Genomic DNA, 16468 nt, shown 5'->3' on the forward strand with positions numbered 1-16468 from the left:
AACCTCCTTTACTTTGTTTTTCGTATTTGATACAATTAGCTTACCTTAAGTCTGAGAACTTAACAAGAACGCAGAATTTATTGAGTAAGTAAGGAGAATCTGACCATGTTTAAATCTGGAAATCAGTGTCCCTGTGTAGACCCATGTCCTATATCTTCCGCATTAAGGCTGATAGGAGGAAAGTGGAAAATCCGTATTATCTGTTCATTGAATACAGATGGAACGACAAGATACAATGAATTAAAAAGAAAAATTAATGACATTTCTAACACAATGCTGGCAACAACATTAAAGGAGCTAGAGGAAGATGGTTTGATTGTCAGGACCCAGTTTATGGAGATTCCTCCCCATGTAGAATACAGTATAACTGACGCATGTGCAGAACTGATTCCAATTATAGATAGTCTGGGAGCCTGGGTGTATCACTTAAATGAGAATAAGAAAAAGGACTAAGCCAGTATGAGGTGACTCCATAAAGTTTAACTTTAAGGGGTCACCTCATTTAATATAGGCTACAGTCCTTTTTATTTATAATTCACGCATATAAAAGAATGTCTGTAATAAGTTTAATGTTCCAAAGCCCCATTGAGGATTTGGATATTGCATTACATCAGTGCGGCTACAGCCTCTTATTAAATATGCTCTAATCAGAGGGGTACTGAAACCAAGGTCATTACCTTCTACAATTCCCCATTGAAGCATTAATGCACAGGCCCCAGAAGTAATTGCTGTTGCTACACTTGTACCGTCCATGGTACCGTATCCGGAAGGATAGTATCCTCCCACCTGATAACCGGGAGCTACTAAATCGGGTAAATCTAATGGTAACCTGGTGGAGCCCCAGGAAGAGTTTGGATAAAGGCTGTTCCGGATGCTGTTGTAAGCACCACAGTGCACGCCACCGGGAGCATTTCCGGGAGAGGTTATAGTATTATACGGTGTTGATGATAAAAATTCAACAGTTGGAGATACAAAACCAGTTAATGGAAGCCAGGCATTGATAGTACCATCTACCACGATGTCCCCATAAGCGGTTATGGTCCAAATGCCTGGAGTAGCATCCAGAATCCGGACTATTGTTATCTGATCCCCGCTGCCTTCCAGTGGATAATAGTAAGTTACAGTAATTTGGGAACGTTCCAGCACAAGCTGGGAACTGAAAGTAAATCCGGATCTAGGAGTCACTCGGCTCACCAGTTCACCTGTAGGTGAACGCACAGAAACTGAAATTCGGTCACTGATTGTATTTGCCACAAGAACAAATATATCACCGGCATTGTCACCTACCATTATATCAATGGTTTCTGGAGTCCCTGCTAAAGAAAACTGCTGGAAATAATGATGTCTTGCCTGAGTTTCATTTCCCACTGCAACACAAAGGCATACTCCAGGATTATTGGAAATATTATATAGATATTCTGAGAAGATTCCATAGCCATCATGGCTGTCGTAGTTGGAACCAAGTCCGACACATATAACCACTGGACGGTTAAGTTCTTCTGCTTTCTGCAAAATGTATTGTACTCCCAGCATAACCGAAGTAGCTGAAAAAGCATTTTCCTGTTCCACTGGAACACAGAAACGGTCAAGATAAAAAGGGTATGTTTTCTTTAATTTAACCATGATGATTTCTGAGTCAGGTGCAGCCCCTATAAAATTATCAACAGGACGGCCTGCCGCTATAGAAGCTAAAAATGTACCATGGCCATCTACATCTATATGAGGAACTATTTCATAGGGTGTATCAGAAGCTAAAGCGCTGTTAATCTGCTCATTTGTGTATTCTGTCCCCAGAGGAAAGTCAGCAGGAGGAGTTCCTGGGATACTCTGGTCATATATGAATTTTATTTTACTGGTTCCATCTTCATTTCGAAAAACATCTAAAGTATAGTCGATTCCTGTATCTACAAATCCTATTAACACGTTTGCACCATTGAGGTTCAGGTATGGCTGCTGTTGGACCTGTATAATGCCAGAAGACTCCAGGCTTTCACGATCAAGGAGCCCCATTACAGTTGGTACGGTATTAATAAAATCATTACCCATAAAGGTGACTATTTCCAGATAATCTTTTTGTTTTGCATAACAAACATAATATATGCCCACAGAGTGAACCGCAATAAGCCCTGGGTGTTCTAATATACGGGGTGTATACAAAGCACTTTTTCTTATCATAAAATCTACAACATCCGGGGAATAAAGGATATCATCATCCAAGTGAATTCACCTCCTGTTTAAGGGATATAATAATCTTATCCATAGTATTACGCTTATAATTGTCGCATGACAATAAAGGACTGCATTAAGTCCAGAGTGCCATATCCCCATTGCACGTTAGGATATTTTATTAAGTCGCTTCGACGGCATCCACGAATCAGATAGGTTCTTATAATAGGCGTGCTGAATCCTAAATCGTTACCTTCTACAATTCCCCATTGAAGCATTAATGCACAGGCTCCAGAGGTAATAGCAGCGGCCACGCTGGTACCGTCCATGGTACCATACCCCGTAGGGTAGTAACCGCCAACTTGATAGCCCGGTGCAACAAAATCTGGTACATTGGGTGAGTGCCTGGTGGGTCCCCAGGAGGACTTTGGGTAAAGGCTGTTATTATAACTGTTATATGCACCGCAACGTATAGGTCCTAAATTAATGGCAGGAGATGTAATGGTGGTATAAGGAGTAAAAGATAGAAATCCTACGGTGGGTGAAACAAAGCCTGTTAACGGTAACCAGGCATTAATCTTACCATCGATGACAATATCGCCATAAACAACAATGGTCCATATGCCTGGAGTAGCATTTCGTATTTTAATTATAGTAGCCTGATTTCCACTGCCTCCCACTGGGAAATAATAAGAAACGCTGATTTTGGAGGGCTCCAATACTAACTGCGTGGTATATGTGCGTCCTGCCTTGGCTGGAATACGGCTGATGATTTCTCCTGTGGGTGAACGTGCAGAAACTGAAATCCGGTCACTGTATTTGTTGGTAATTATAACAAATATATCTCCCGCATTTTCACCCGTTTTGATGTCGATATTTACGGGAACATCATTTTGGGTAATTTGCTGAAAAAAATGATGCCTTGCCTGGCTTTCATTACCAACTGAGATACACGTACAAACTCCTGGAAGGCTGCATGTGTTAAATAAATAATCTTCCAGGAGGGATTCTCCGTCATGGCTGTCATAGTTGGAGCCCAGCCCGATACATATGACTACCGGCCTGTTAAGTTCAGCGGCTTTCTGTAAAATGTACTCAACACCCAGCATAACAGACGTGGATGAAAATGCATTTTCCTGTTTTGCAGGAACTAAATAATTATCAAGATAAAATGGATATGACTTTTTTAGTTTTACCATAATGATTTCAGAATCAGGAGCTGCGCCAATATAATCGTCAGCAGCACGGCCTGCGGCTATAGATGCCAAAAATGTACCATGGCCTGCGGTGTCTCTGTGAGGGACTATTTCATAAGGAGCATCAGAAAGCAAGGCCGCATTAATCTGCTCATTTGTATATTCTGTTCCCAGAGGAAAGCCAGCTGGCGGTGTGCCAGGAATCGTCTGATCATAAATAAATTTTATTTTACTGCTGCCATCTTCATATTGAAAGACCTTCTGGGTATAATCAATACCTGTGTCGACAAATCCAATTAACACGTTGTTTCCCTTCAGGTTAAGATAAGGCTGGTCCTGCACCTGTATGATGCCAGAATCCTCCAAAGCAGCCCGGTCTGTGAGTCCAAAAACATTTGAAATACTATTTATAAAATCTGAGCCCATATAGTCCATCATTTCTGTAAAGTTGTTTACGTTAACATAGCATATGACATAGGTATCTGCAACTGTATGGCTGGTAATCAGATTTGGATTGTTAAGTATAAGTGGTGCGTAATAAGCATTTTTTCTTATAGTGAAGTCAACAATATCTGGTGAATATAAAACATCATCTGGTATAAGAATGCACCTCCCTTTGATTAGTTTCACTGCCAGTAGCTGAGAATTCAATATATTAAAAATGGATTTTATAAATACATTTTAAGACTAATATGCAGAAGACATAGCAGTTTAAGCCCATAGCAAGATAATATATTTCAAATATATGTTTTTTCTCTATTCAGAATGACTTTTATTCAAGAAAAGACATTAATCTTTTAAGTATTTTAATGTTATCGTACTTCTCAATAGGATAATCCACATGCCTATAGCAATCACAGAAGAGGAAACCATAATAATTCCCAGACCATGAATCATGTTACCCCAGGCTAAAGAACCCAGTGACATGCCAATACTTCCTAATATAGTATGAACTGCATTAATTAGTGAAGATGCAGAGCCAATGTCATCACTTTGCTGATCCAGTAGAATATTGGTACTGAAAGGACGGATTGCACTTTCAACTAAGGTAAATGGAAGATATGAAAGAAGAAAGATCCATGGGGAATAATCTCCGAGGGTTAATACACAGATTCCACTGGCTAAGGATATGACAAAACAGGCCCAGGAGAAGGTATAAGCAGATATTTTCCCTATAGAACGTATATAAATGACCGGCCCTAATATAGCTAATGCAGAGTTAAACGCAAAGAAGTAGCTGTATGTTTGTGCATTTAGACAAAAATAATTCTGATATATGTAAGAGGATACCGTCACATAAGCCATATATGGAGCTGCCAACACTGCACAAATAAAAAGGAACGTGCTGAATCCCACATTCTTTCCAACTGTCAGCAGGCGCGTCAGAGAGCTGACCGGATTTCCATCATAGCGTTTTGACTTTGGTAATGTTTCCTCATAAAGTATTCCTGTTATTAATGTAAGGACTCCTATTAATGCCAGAATCCAGAAGGTTTCTCTCCATTCTGCTATACGTAAAATAGCAGCTCCTGCAATAGGTGCAATCATTGGTGCTAGTACCCCATGGCTTGTACAATAGCAAGGACCTTACTTTTCAACTTCCCAGAGAAACAATCTTTTATCATGGCTGTTGAAATAGCCATAATCCCTCCAGCTCCTAATGATTGAAATACTCGGAAGAGGATTAACTGTAGTATGGAGGCGGACAAAGCAGAAGCTATACTTCCGGCAGTGTAGAAAATGAGACATAAAATAAGGATTGCTTTTCGACCATACTTATCACTAAAAGGTCCAAATATGATTACTCCAATTGCAAAAAAGAAATAAAAGGCAATAAGCGTCAGATTGACCATTGTAGCTGTTGTGTCAAAATAATCCGTCATGGCAGGCATGGCGGGAAGATACAAATCAATGGAGAGTGGTATGAACATCCCCATTAAAGAAATAAATAGTATAAGGCCTTTTGAGCCCAGATATTTTTGTGGTACCAATAATATGGTTTCCTTGTCTGGGTGTATTTTGTGATTTTTCATTATTTAAGACTCCTAACATATGTGTTTTAACTGGAAGGCATTTTATGGGGAAAACAAAAAAGGATAAGTAATCAACAATATTTGTTGATAACTTATCCAGCACTTTGCACGCACCCTCCGTTACCCGTTTATCATAGCTGAAGAATTCAATACTGTCAATGATTTATATTTCAGAAATGCTTTAGTTTTTTTAAAAGTTGCCGATATTACAAATATTGGAACTTATTTCGGAAATACTAAAAAAGGGGAATGTGTTTAGATGAATATTTCAAAAATAGACAGTAAATACGCTCAGTGGTTAAATAGTGTGCCCACTGCAAAAAATAATGCAAAAGAATATGCTGAGACGTTAAATCATAGGAATGCAGTCAGTGTAGAAACTGAAAAGGACAATGCCTCCCAAGATGTAAATCTGATACTCTATTCAGGCGAAGTAACAAAATCCAATATGAAAAATTATTCTGGTACACCCATAACAGAATGTGAAATTGTTCCTTCCTCAGAGCGGGACTATACCTTTGAGGATGCCCTAAACTATCAGTATAATAAACAGTTTACAATTAAACTTGATGACATAATAAACGGTAATGTGCAGAACATAAAGCTGCGTGAACCTAATTCTCCCGTGCCGAAGGAGTTTATTGACAGCTTGAAACAGAGCGACAGTGCTAAAGTTTATGACAGTGCAAAATCCCAATTTTATATAATGGGTCTCAATGAAGATACGTCAGGGTTGGAACACAGCATAGACTATCTGGCCTCAGGATATGTGGTGTCTAAAAAGCATTTAGAAGATACTTATTCGGGATCAGAAAGAGAAAATCTTTTAAGCAAATTGGAATCTGATTTTGATTCTGCTGTTAAAATCATTGCAGAGAATACCGCAAAAGAAGTTGGAGGATTTTTTGGCCAAAATGAGGTAAGAGGGGAAACACAAAAAATTCAGGACAGTGTTATAAAGGCCTACCAAGATTTGGTAAATAAATATTCCGAGTACATAAGCAAAGAAAAAGATTATGCAAAACTGGATGGTACAGACAACCAGTGGCTGAAAAATGATGATTCCTACATGGCTTGCCAGCTGAGAAAAGTGGCCAAAGCTGATAAAATTTCGGAGACAGCAGGGGAAGGAAAGGAATATTATTCTTTGGAAGAACTTCAAAAAACAAAGGATATGGTATCTGAAATAAAAAGCTATAGCAGTAATGGAAAAAGAGAGATAAGCTGTTATCAAAGCGAAGAGGAAATTGGTCTTAAAATGGCTGAGCTGGACTTAAAAGGTGAAGTCTTTAATAAGTACAGTGATGTATCTGACAGTTTGAAAAAAGCAGTTTCACAGTCGATACAAAATTTTATCAGTACGCTTCCTGACAGATTAAACAAACAGCTGGCAGAAGAAAGAAAAAAGGTTGCTGAACCTGGAAGAATGGCAGATCTGGATGAAAAGCAGATCTTTTCTGTGTACCACAAGGTAATGAGTATTTATCAGGCAACAAAAGATATGCTGACAGCCTTAAAGGAAGGGGCGGCATATGGAAAAAATCAACATATGAACAGGACAAAAGATTCTCAGTATTCCTTCCTTAACCGTTATGGGAACAATGGGTCCATATTTTGGAATAATTTCTTTAAAAACACGTTGAAATATCGTGAAGATGCAATTACCCCTGATCTTTCAAACAACGGGTATATTGATAAAAAATCTGGAATAGAGACCCTGTCAGAGAATTGGAACAGTTTTGTTTCAAAGTATACTGATGATAAAAATATCCAGTTAAGTACAAGCGGTTTCCTGGGCTATGCCTGAAGAGTATCACCATCTTCTTTATGGATTTTATTACTCATAATTTCCTGGTAAAGTAAACTGCCAATAACCAGAATTCCTCCTAAGATACCAACACTACTCATTTTTTCATTGAGAAGTAATATGGATAAGAAAGCTCCTGAGGTAGGTTCTATAGCAAATATGATCCCCACCCGGTTAGAAGGTACATATTTCTGACAGATGGTTTGAAGCAGAAAAGCTATGCAGGTACAAAACAGACCGATAAATATTAAAATATACAGATTAATTCTTGAAGGCATAACCGTAAAATCATGATGGAACCACGCCACTGAAGTGCTCCAAAGACAGGTAAAGAACATCATAAAGGTGGAAAGAAGTATTGGATTACTGTTCTCACCCTTTTGGCTGATTCTGTCAAGATAAATAATATAAAGAGAGCCCAGAACAGAACCTCCTATGCAGATAATATCACCAAGTGCCAGTTTAAATCCCATGTCAGGAGAGTAAGATAAAAAAATAATACCTGTCAGGCAGATAGAAACACTGATAGTGGTTATTTTGGTGAATTTTTGTTTATATATGATTAAATTTAAGATAGGTATTATAAGAAAACCCAGGCAGCTAAAGAACGATGCTTTTGCAGAGGAGGTATACTTTATTCCAATTGTATCAAAGATGTATAAAGAAAAATTTAACAGAGAAAGAATCAGTGCGTTTTTTATCAGAATTTTACTGGTAAATTTTAATTGTTTAAAAAACAGGATGCCAAGTACCATTGCTGCAACAGCAAACCGCACAGCTATCATGTAGAATGTGGGTAATGTTGCGACAGCTTTCATTGCAGGAAACCCAATACCCCATAACGAAGCACAAACAATAAGTCCAAAGACTGACATTATTTCTTTGTTATATTTCATAGATGTTTTCATCCCCTTGCTGTAACAATAATTAAGACATGAAACCTCAGGAGGTCTCATGTCTTATTTTTAAATATAAATGAAAAGAAGATATATAAGCAAAAAAATAAATCCACCAATAAATATAAGCGGGAAGGTTATAGAACGGCCTTCTTTTTTATTCAGGGAAATTTGTACTAATGCGGCAATAATAAAAAGCAGCACTGTTGAAACAGTGGTTACAAGACTAAAATATATTCCATAATAAGTGTGTTGTGTATAAAACAGAAAAAGAGGTAAAAGAGCTACCATTACACCTAAAACTATAAATAAATTTCTTATTCTTTTCATATAAAATCCTTTCTTTTTCAATAACTTCCGTAAAATAATGCTGAAAATAAAAATGTTAACGGTACTGACTGGGGCTTTGCTATCCCATATCAAGTAATAATAAATATATATTATTACTATTTGTCTGTCAATTCAATAACAAGTTAATTAATTTTTTGAACAATCAAATTATTGAATAAAGGGGCAATTACTAATATTATAGTAACAAATCGGTGTAGAAAATATGAATTGGAGGAGAAAAAATGTTAAATGAAAGACTTCAGAGGATGAGAGAAAAGTATTTTGACACCATTCCTGTCATTACATCCGAAAGGCTGGTTCTTGCTACTTTGGCACATCAGAAATTTGCAGGAGAGGCTATTCCAATTTTCAGAGCTAAAATAGTCAGGTACGTGCTGGAGAATATGACCACTCTTATTATGGATGATGAGCTTATTGTGGGTACACCAACAAATGAATACCGGGGGGCGAATTTATTCCCTGAGTATACTTCAAGTAAATGGCTTACTGAGGATATTGACGAGTTTCCAATAAGAAAGACAGATCCATATAGAATTAAGAAGGAAGACAGAGAAATTATATTAGAAGCCCTTAAATATTGGGAAGGTAAGTCTATGGAAGATTTATCTCTTGAAATTCTTCCAGCATACATTGAGAATGCCAGACAACAAGATCTTATTTCAGTGGGATGCAGAAATGGAGTTTCAGGTGAGACCACGCCCAATCATAAAAAATTTTTAGAAATAGGGTTAAAAGGTTATATGAAAGAATGCGCTGCAAATATTGAAAGAGTAAAAGGCGGAACCAAGGAAAAACAGGAAAAAGTGGATTTTTGGAAAGCCTGTATCATAATATGTGAAGGCCTGATTTCTTACGCACACAGAATGGCTGAAGAGGCAGAAAGGCAGGCCGGAGAGTGCAAGGATGAAAAAAGAAAGAGAGAATTGATGCAGATTGCAGAAAACTGCAGGATAGTTCCTGAGAATCCCCCTGAAACCTTTCATCAGGCATTACAAATGATTTGGTTCATCCAGGTGGTATTTCATATTGAAGCTCCAACCACTGCGTGTGGGTTTGGAAGGTTTGACCAGTATATGTATCCAGCTTTTAAGACGGACTATGAGAAAGGGAGGATGAAGCAGGAGGAAGCTTTGGAGTTACTGGAATGCTTTTACCTAAAATGCTGTGAAGTATATGAGGTAAGAGACCGATGGTATGCCAAGTCTTTTGCGGGATATCCCATGTGGGAAATTCTCATGGTGGGAGGTCAGACCCCGGAAGGTCATGACGCCACAAATGAATTATCCTATTTATGCCTGGATGCAGCGGCAGATTTACAGACAACACAGCCGGTACTTGCGGTACGTGTTTTCAAAGATACACCAGGAGAACTTATACGAAAAGGTGCCAGGATGATACAGGCAGGAATGGCGAACCCCGGTTTTTTTAATGATAATGCTGCTATCCCAATGACCATGGGGAAAGGCTGCACCATTGAAGAGGCAAGAGACTGGACCATTGTAGGATGTATTCAGCCGGCACCAGGGGGAGGAACTACCGATGGCTCACCAGACGCAGGCTATGTAAATGCTCCCAAAGTTTTAGAATTAGTATTACATAATGGCAAAGATCCTAAAACAGGAGAACAGCTGGGACTTGAGACTGGTAATCCGGAAGAATTTAAATCCATGGAGGAATTAAAAAATGCAGTAAAAGAACAACTTAAGTACTTTTATCAAATGATTAAGGAAGGATATGACCTGATGGTACCCCAGCATATGCTAAGGCTTCCTGTAATATTTGCTTCCATGGCAATGGAAGGCTGCGTTCAGTCTGGGAAATCTGTTCAGGAAGGGGGAGCCAAGTATACTACAGCAGGTATGTTTATAACAGGAGCTGCAAATCTGGCAGATTCATTAGTTGCTATTGAAGAGGTTGTATTTAAAGATAGAGATATTGGTATAGGAGAATTAATTACGGCACTGGATGAAAACTTTGAGGGAAATGAAAGGCTGAGACAGCTGTTAATTAACAAACCTGCTAAATACGGAAATGACAATGAGTATGTTGATGGAATTGCAAGAGAAATTTTAGGTTTCTGTGCTGACACGGTTCAATCCTGGGAAGATTCCAGACACGGACACTATTCTTTCTGTAATCTGTCCCAGACAGTAAATATTTCACATGGGGAAGCATGCGGTGCAACACCTGACGGCAGAAGAGCAGGAGAACCATATTGTGACAATGCATCTCCAACCATGGGAAGGGATTTGTCCGGACCTACTGCTACAGTAAAATCAGTGGCGGCTATAGATCAGAAAAAGTTCCATGATGGTGCGTTGTTTAACCTAAGATTTGATCCAAAAGGCATTGAAGGAGAAAAGGGCCTGCAAATTCTTGAAGGTGTCATAAAAACATATTTTGATAATGGGGGAGAACATATACAGATAAATGTGGTAGACGATAAAACTTTAAAAGCAGCTCAGAATGAGCCTGAAAAGTACAAAGGTCTTATGGTCAGAGTAGCAGGATATATGGCGTATTTTACAGAACTGGATAAGGCTGCACAGGATACGATTATTTACAGAACAGCTCATTTAAAATAGTTGGGTGATATTTATGAAAAAACAGTGTCAAAAGGCATTAGTAGGTGCAATTCAGAAATTTTCAACAGAAGATGGTCCAGGAATAAGAACCACAGTATTTTTAAAAGGCTGCCCCTTAGCGTGTAAATGGTGTCATAATCCGGAACTAATTGAATTTGAACAACAGGTCATAGAGATGCCCAATAATTGCATCCAGTGTGGCTATTGTATTAAAGAATGTACCCAGCATGCCATTTATGCAGATGCAGACAAAAAAATTAAAATTAATCGGGAGTTATGTATCCGATGCATGAAGTGTACGGAAATCTGCTATGCCAAAGGGCTTTTGCCAGTTGCCAAATTTATGACAGCAGAAGAAGTTATATATCAGGTTGTCCAGGATAAACAGTTTTATTCCTATACAAACGGTGGAATGACCATAAGTGGGGGAGAAATGCTGTCACAGCCTGCTTTTACAGAAGAATTAATTGATATGGCAGAAAAAGAGAAAATCAATGTCTGCCTTGATACTTCAGGTTTTGGTGATGGAGATGTACTGGAAAAACTGGTCAGAAAGAAAAATGTAGGCCACCTGTTATATGATATGAAATGTATCGACAGTGAAGTTCATAAAAAATATACGGGAAAAGGGAATGGGGTTATTCTGGAAAACCTGTCCAGGATAGCATCCTTTCCTGAATTAAACGAAAAGCTGGTTATGAGAATGCCTTTAATAAAAGACATAAATGATACAGAAGAAATCATCGGGTTAACGGCAGAATTCTACGAAAAAAATAACATAAAAAAAATAACTTTATTACCCTATCACAATTTAGGCATCAGCAAGAAAAAAAATATTGGGGGCATGCAGGAAATTTTCCAGCCTCCAGATGATGAAAAAGTGGAAAAAATCAAAGAATATTTTATTAAGGAATTAGGAGCTGAAGTAGAAGTTTTGGGAAAGCTTTAACTTCACCCTAATCAAAGGGTTCAATAACTACTACCTGAATGCCGGCTCCGGTAAAGGAAAAGCTGATATTTAATGTATCAGTAACCGATTCAACCTGAATATCTATATCAGGTGTGGTGTACTCTTTATGGTCCAGGTTAAGAGCAGATTTAAACCCATTGGTAAAACCAAGTTTGGAAACCAGATTAAAAATATTATTCTGTGTGGTAAAGGTATATTTTGTGATAATATGCTTTCCGGTTATGCCCAATAAGTTAATGTTAATGTTCAGTTCATCTAAGAATGCATTAATGGTAGACTGCGTTTCCAGAAAGGAAGTTCTCCGGGTACATAAACGGTTCATACTATCATTATAATTATAAATAAATATTCCATAGCATGTCTTCTCACGGTCCAGCCTTACTATGGAGCAGTTATCACACAGATAAATTAAATCACCGAAAAGTCTTGTCATGAAAAAACAGGCATAGTAGGAGGGTTTGGGCATTCCACCAGAAGTGAGTAATGCAGGATAGCCAGTGAGACTTGTTTTTGAATCCGGATCCATCAAACGTAATCTTATGGGTTTGTTAGACATCATATTATTATTCAACAAATATATCATAAAGGCGATAGAGTCAAAACCATAAGAGGTTAAGGAGGATAAGGCAGAAGTACTTTTAATTGAAGCATTGCAATGATGTTTAATCAGGTCTGTTTGAAATAGTTCTGATAATTCAGCATCTGCAGGATTAGTCGTTTCAATAATGACATCAAAGCAGTTCAGCTTTTTAAGTATGTGAAAAATTTCAGAACCTAAAGTATTATAGTCCTGCAGAGAAATAATCAGTTGTACCTTTGGAGCATAATAAGAAATCCTTTGAGCATGAGAAGCAATAGTAATATCCTGTTTTATATACTGAACATGCAAATCACTGGTTTCCTGAGAAGTAACAGCAGATAAGCCCTCAGTAACAGCAGATATAATTTCGCTTATGGATACTGGAGCAGCCGTTTCTGTCTTAGAAGAACTCAGAATAAGAGGAGCACAGAGCTCTCTATGCTCTAAAGGAGAACGGCCAAACCATTTTTTAAAATACTTTTCATAATAGGAAGTGGTTGAAAAACCCACTTCTTTAGCAATAGAACTGATTTTTTTATTTGTAGCCAGAAGTGGTATTTCTGATGATTCAACTCTTGCAAAGCATAGAAATTCCCTGAAATTCATGCCTAAAGATGCTTTTATCATGTGAGAAATATAGTAAGTACTTAAGTGCTCCATTTTAGAGAGGTCGTCTAGAGTGATATTGTTGGAATGTTCGGCGTAGATATAATTAATTATCTTGCTCATTCTTTCAATTAATAATCTGTTATCAATATTGCTGCTGAAGTCAACTACCGTTTTTTATCAAAGGAAAACAAATTAAAGTTAAGATTAAGGTAATGAATCAGCTGGATCGTGTAATCAATGCATTTACTTTTGTAGTTACTGCCTCTTTTTAAATATTCCCAGATAATAAGTAGTAACTTTTGTCTGAGTACATCAAAACGGGAATCTGTTTCCTCTGAGGTATAAGTACGGTAGCAGCTTTTAGGAAGATTAGGGAAATATTGTGTAAAAAAAAGATTACTGATCTGAATGATGGCAACTATGTTATCGCTATTTTCACAGTGAAATCCATGCACTTCATGTCCATTGCTTGTGAAAACACTACCCTCAGGCAGTTCGTAGGTGCAACAGCCGTTTTTTAATGATATATTCCCTTTTAATACAAAAATAAATTCAATATCCTTATGAAAATGAAAAGGATATTCTGTAATATTTGCCAATTTTATATTAATTGGCAAGTCATTGGCATATATGATTTTTTCTAAAAGCATAGAAACCTCCAGGGAAATTTTGTTGAACGGCAGTATTCCTTTATATTTATTATATATAAAAATATAAATTTTTCATTAAAAAGTATTTGTTTCTTTGTAATTTTTGAAATATAAGTCATTATGATTTTTGCTGTCAGATATGCAGCAGAGTGGAGGAAATGATGAAAAAAGTTTTATTACCAGATGGTTCTTCAATGCCACAGCTGGGTCAGGGGACATGGCTCATGGGAGAAGAGGATAACAACTTTGAAAAAGAAGTAAAAAGTCTTAAATATGGTATTGAATTAGGATTAAATCTCATTGATACTGCAGAAATGTATGGTGATGGGAAAGCGGAAAACATTACTGGGAACGCAATAAAAACATTCAGGAGACAAGATGTTTATCTGGTAAGTAAGGTCATGCCTGAAAATGCAAATAGAAAACAGATATATAAAAGCATCGAAAAAAGTCTTAAAATGCTGGGCACAGACTACATTGATATGTATCTGCTCCATTGGAGGGAAAATGCAGATCTTGCTGAAGTGGTTTATTGTATGGAAGATTTAATAGAAAAGAGAAAAATAAAAAGATGGGGGGTTTCTAATTTTGATGTGGAAGACATGGAAGATTTATGGAAAGTCTCAGATGGAAAGAGGTGCAGTATTAATCAAATATTATATAACCTGGGGACAAGAGGAATAGAATATGATTTAATGGAGTGGCAGCGTGAAAGAAAAATTCCTTTTATGGCTTATAGTCCGGTGGGACAGGCGGGAGCATTAATCACCCAGGATGGTATGTCAAAAGCAATGCTGATGAAAGATAAAAATGTGAAAGAAGTAGCAGCAAAGTATGGGATATCTGTTGTACAGCTGTTATTGGCATTTGTCCTGAGATTCGATGATATGGTTGCAATCCCCAAAGCTGTTAAGTCAGAACATATTGAAGAAAATGAAATAGCAGGAAGAATCGTTTTATCTGAACAGGATGTGGAACAACTTTCAAGATCTTTTCCTGCTCCACAGAAAAAAGTAACCATGGAAAAATATTAGGATTTTTTCATGGTTACTTGAAATTATTTTTGGATTTCCAGTTCTGGATTTACCATGGAATTTGTGCTTCGATATTGTTTTGGAGTAACTCCTTTGGCCTTTTTAAAAACTTTGGTAAAATAGCTTTGATCATCGAATCCTGCGGATAATGATATATCAATAATGCTTAAATTGGTGGTTGATAAAAGTTCACTGGCCCGTTCAATCTTTAATGCATTTAAGTAGTCCGTGAATGTAACCCCCATTTCATGTTTAAATAAAGTTGAAAAGTAAGAGGCATTTACATGCAGATTCTGCTCAATATCTTTTAAAGTAATTTTTTCACTGTAATGTTTATTGATGAATTGCAGTGCTTTTGCAATTATCTGAGAGTGTCCGTTATAAATAGATGTCAGCATATTTTTAGTAATAAGCTCTATGATGGTTTCTGAAATGGTCAAAAGCTCAGGAAAGGTTGCAGCTTCACTTAGTTTATTAATAACATCCAGATCGGTGTCTAATATTTTATTGATATTTTTTTCATTCTCATTTGCAATTCGGATGATAATAGCAAACAGCCACAGAGATTTAGCCTTAATACCTTCCAGATCGCCCACTTCAAGGATTGAAAATTTATTTAACAGCTCTTTGACATTTTCCTTAGCTGCATTAATCTGACCTCCGGTTACGTTATTTATCAGTACGTTTTCCAAATCATAGGGATATTCCATAGGATTCAGTGTTTTCTTATATTTTTGGATATCCGCACTAATCTGATTCTGCTGGCTGTACTGGTTCCTGAGGGCACTATAATCATTACTGTCAGAAACAGCTGTAATAATACAATTATAAAGCAGAAGTGCAATTTGAGAAACCTGATTGGGATGATATACTTTCATTTTATTGGCAAACATTTTTGCCATAGAAAGAGAGGTGTCATTAAGGCTGTTGAGAGTGGAAAAATTATTGGCTGTGCTGCTTCTTAGCTCTCCCATGACAATAGGACCAGCGATAAAATATCCCACAAAGACTTCATCGATAATCAGGGAAGTGGCAATGTTTGTAAGACCTGATTTACAAAGGAATATATAGGGCTCGCCCAGTCTTGATGCAAACTGACCTGAGGATGCCAGGTTTCGCCTGCAAGGTCCAGAGCATTCTTTATAAACTTCAAAAAAATTGCAGATTTTATCATCAGCTTTGAATTCTTTTACGATTTCGTTGTTATTATTAAAATAAGTGACGGCAATCCCGGTAATATCTGAGAAAGCCTCAATAGAGCTGCTCAGGTACTCTGAAAGAGTTTCTCCGTTGGGTTTATCTAAATTAGGAATAACAAAATTCTTCATTCTTATCTCCAATAAAAAGTTCTAAATATATAAAAATAATTCTAAATTTTATAAAAATTTTCACTTGAATTGTAGCATAAACAATAGGAAAATACAATATATAAAGATTTAAGTAAAAATCAGAGGCAGAAAAGTTATCCTCACAGGGACAGTGCATAGCACAAACTCCTGTTTTTTGAGGGTTTACAAAAATATCACTAAAATTACTAAAATGCTTTATATATCCTACCTGTTGATAACTAGTAAAATAAAATTACAGGTAT

At 37.1% G+C, this 16468-nt stretch carries 14 protein-coding genes; 5 read left to right on the top strand and 9 right to left on the bottom strand.

Annotation, left to right across the window (positions count from 1 at the left end):
* Window positions 1-105 precede the first annotated feature (105 nt).
* Window positions 106-453, top strand: a complete 348-nt coding sequence (locus Ami3637_RS11455; RefSeq protein WP_162362699.1) for a winged helix-turn-helix transcriptional regulator — start codon at window positions 106-108, stop codon at window positions 451-453.
* Window positions 454-528: 75 nt separating this feature from the next.
* On the opposite strand, the gene Ami3637_RS11460 is transcribed toward Ami3637_RS11455, so the two are convergent.
* The 4 genes from Ami3637_RS11460 to Ami3637_RS17550 form a co-directional block, all read right to left on the bottom strand.
* Window positions 529-2217, bottom strand: coding sequence for a S8 family peptidase (locus tag Ami3637_RS11460; RefSeq protein ID WP_243157998.1), 1689 nt, complete (start codon window positions 2215-2217; stop codon window positions 529-531).
* A 53-nt stretch (window positions 2218-2270) separates the two neighbouring features.
* On the bottom strand, window positions 2271-4013 hold the full coding sequence (locus Ami3637_RS11465; RefSeq protein WP_243157999.1) for a S8 family peptidase: 1743 nt from the start codon (window positions 4011-4013) through the stop codon (window positions 2271-2273).
* A gap of 138 nt (window positions 4014-4151) precedes the next feature.
* The gene (locus tag Ami3637_RS17545) at window positions 4152-4910 is read right to left on the bottom strand and encodes an MFS transporter (RefSeq protein ID WP_243158000.1); all 759 of its coding nucleotides are present in this window, start codon (window positions 4908-4910) and stop codon (window positions 4152-4154) included.
* A gap of 5 nt (window positions 4911-4915) precedes the next feature.
* Complete coding sequence (locus Ami3637_RS17550) at window positions 4916-5395, bottom strand: MFS transporter (protein WP_243158001.1); 480 nt, start codon at window positions 5393-5395, stop codon at window positions 4916-4918.
* A gap of 259 nt (window positions 5396-5654) precedes the next feature.
* On the opposite strand from Ami3637_RS17550, the gene Ami3637_RS11475 reads away from it, so the two are divergent.
* The gene (locus Ami3637_RS11475) at window positions 5655-7202 is read left to right on the top strand and encodes a hypothetical protein (RefSeq protein WP_162362700.1); all 1548 of its coding nucleotides are present in this window, start codon (window positions 5655-5657) and stop codon (window positions 7200-7202) included.
* Here Ami3637_RS11475 and Ami3637_RS11480 read toward each other — a convergent pair.
* Together Ami3637_RS11480 and Ami3637_RS11485 are read right to left on the bottom strand one after the other, a co-directional pair.
* Window positions 7193-8098 carry a DMT family transporter gene (locus Ami3637_RS11480; protein WP_162362701.1) on the bottom strand — a complete coding sequence of 302 codons (906 nt, stop codon included), beginning with the start codon at window positions 8096-8098 and terminating at the stop codon, window positions 7193-7195. The genes Ami3637_RS11475 and Ami3637_RS11480 overlap by 10 nt on opposite strands.
* 69 nt (window positions 8099-8167) lie before the next feature.
* Window positions 8168-8428 carry a hypothetical protein gene (locus Ami3637_RS11485; protein ID WP_162362702.1) on the bottom strand — a complete coding sequence of 87 codons (261 nt, stop codon included), beginning with the start codon at window positions 8426-8428 and terminating at the stop codon, window positions 8168-8170.
* A 242-nt stretch (window positions 8429-8670) separates the two neighbouring features.
* On the opposite strand from Ami3637_RS11485, the gene Ami3637_RS11490 reads away from it, so the two are divergent.
* Both Ami3637_RS11490 and Ami3637_RS11495 read left to right on the top strand, forming a co-directional pair.
* Window positions 8671-11034, top strand: a complete 2364-nt coding sequence (locus tag Ami3637_RS11490) for a glycyl radical protein (protein ID WP_162362703.1) — start codon at window positions 8671-8673, stop codon at window positions 11032-11034.
* Window positions 11035-11047: 13 nt separating this feature from the next.
* Window positions 11048-11983, top strand: coding sequence for a glycyl-radical enzyme activating protein (locus Ami3637_RS11495; protein ID WP_162362704.1), 936 nt, complete (start codon window positions 11048-11050; stop codon window positions 11981-11983).
* A 7-nt stretch (window positions 11984-11990) separates the two neighbouring features.
* Here Ami3637_RS11495 and Ami3637_RS11500 read toward each other — a convergent pair whose 3' ends face one another.
* Window positions 11991-13313, bottom strand: a complete 1323-nt coding sequence (locus Ami3637_RS11500) for a helix-turn-helix domain-containing protein (protein WP_162362705.1) — start codon at window positions 13311-13313, stop codon at window positions 11991-11993.
* A gap of 44 nt (window positions 13314-13357) precedes the next feature.
* The gene (locus tag Ami3637_RS11505; protein WP_162362706.1) at window positions 13358-13843 is read right to left on the bottom strand and encodes a cupin domain-containing protein; all 486 of its coding nucleotides are present in this window, start codon (window positions 13841-13843) and stop codon (window positions 13358-13360) included.
* Window positions 13844-14001: 158 nt separating this feature from the next.
* On the opposite strand from Ami3637_RS11505, the gene Ami3637_RS11510 reads away from it, so the two are divergent.
* A complete protein-coding gene (locus Ami3637_RS11510) occupies window positions 14002-14877 on the top strand; it encodes an aldo/keto reductase (protein ID WP_162362707.1) in 876 nt (291 codons plus the stop codon).
* A gap of 23 nt (window positions 14878-14900) precedes the next feature.
* On the opposite strand, the gene Ami3637_RS11515 is transcribed toward Ami3637_RS11510, so the two are convergent.
* Window positions 14901-16205, bottom strand: coding sequence for an AraC family transcriptional regulator (locus Ami3637_RS11515; RefSeq protein WP_162362708.1), 1305 nt, complete (start codon window positions 16203-16205; stop codon window positions 14901-14903).
* Window positions 16206-16468 lie beyond the last annotated feature (263 nt).

Origin of the sequence: Aminipila terrae (assembly GCF_010120715.1) — a bacterium.
Classification (GTDB): domain Bacteria; phylum Bacillota; class Clostridia; order Peptostreptococcales; family Anaerovoracaceae; genus Aminipila; species Aminipila terrae.

Bases quoted from the DNA above. Each gene is read 5' to 3' on its own strand.
- Ami3637_RS11455 (WP_162362699.1), top strand. From the start codon at position 106: ATGTTTAAATCTGGAAATCAGTGTCCCTGTGTAGACCCATGTCCTATA.
- Ami3637_RS17545 (WP_243158000.1), bottom strand. From the start codon at position 4,910: ATGATTGCACCTATTGCAGGAGCTGCTATTTTACGTATAGCAGAATGG.
- Ami3637_RS17550 (WP_243158001.1), bottom strand. From the start codon at position 5,395: ATGAAAAATCACAAAATACACCCAGACAAGGAAACCATATTATTGGTA.
- Ami3637_RS11475 (WP_162362700.1), top strand. From the start codon at position 5,655: ATGAATATTTCAAAAATAGACAGTAAATACGCTCAGTGGTTAAATAGT.
- Ami3637_RS11480 (WP_162362701.1), bottom strand. From the start codon at position 8,098: ATGAAATATAACAAAGAAATAATGTCAGTCTTTGGACTTATTGTTTGT.
- Ami3637_RS11485 (WP_162362702.1), bottom strand. From the start codon at position 8,428: ATGAAAAGAATAAGAAATTTATTTATAGTTTTAGGTGTAATGGTAGCT.
- Ami3637_RS11490 (WP_162362703.1), top strand. From the start codon at position 8,671: ATGTTAAATGAAAGACTTCAGAGGATGAGAGAAAAGTATTTTGACACC.
- Ami3637_RS11495 (WP_162362704.1), top strand. From the start codon at position 11,048: ATGAAAAAACAGTGTCAAAAGGCATTAGTAGGTGCAATTCAGAAATTT.
- Ami3637_RS11500 (WP_162362705.1), bottom strand. From the start codon at position 13,313: ATGAGCAAGATAATTAATTATATCTACGCCGAACATTCCAACAATATC.
- Ami3637_RS11505 (WP_162362706.1), bottom strand. From the start codon at position 13,843: ATGCTTTTAGAAAAAATCATATATGCCAATGACTTGCCAATTAATATA.
- Ami3637_RS11510 (WP_162362707.1), top strand. From the start codon at position 14,002: ATGATGAAAAAAGTTTTATTACCAGATGGTTCTTCAATGCCACAGCTG.
- Ami3637_RS11515 (WP_162362708.1), bottom strand. From the start codon at position 16,205: ATGAAGAATTTTGTTATTCCTAATTTAGATAAACCCAACGGAGAAACT.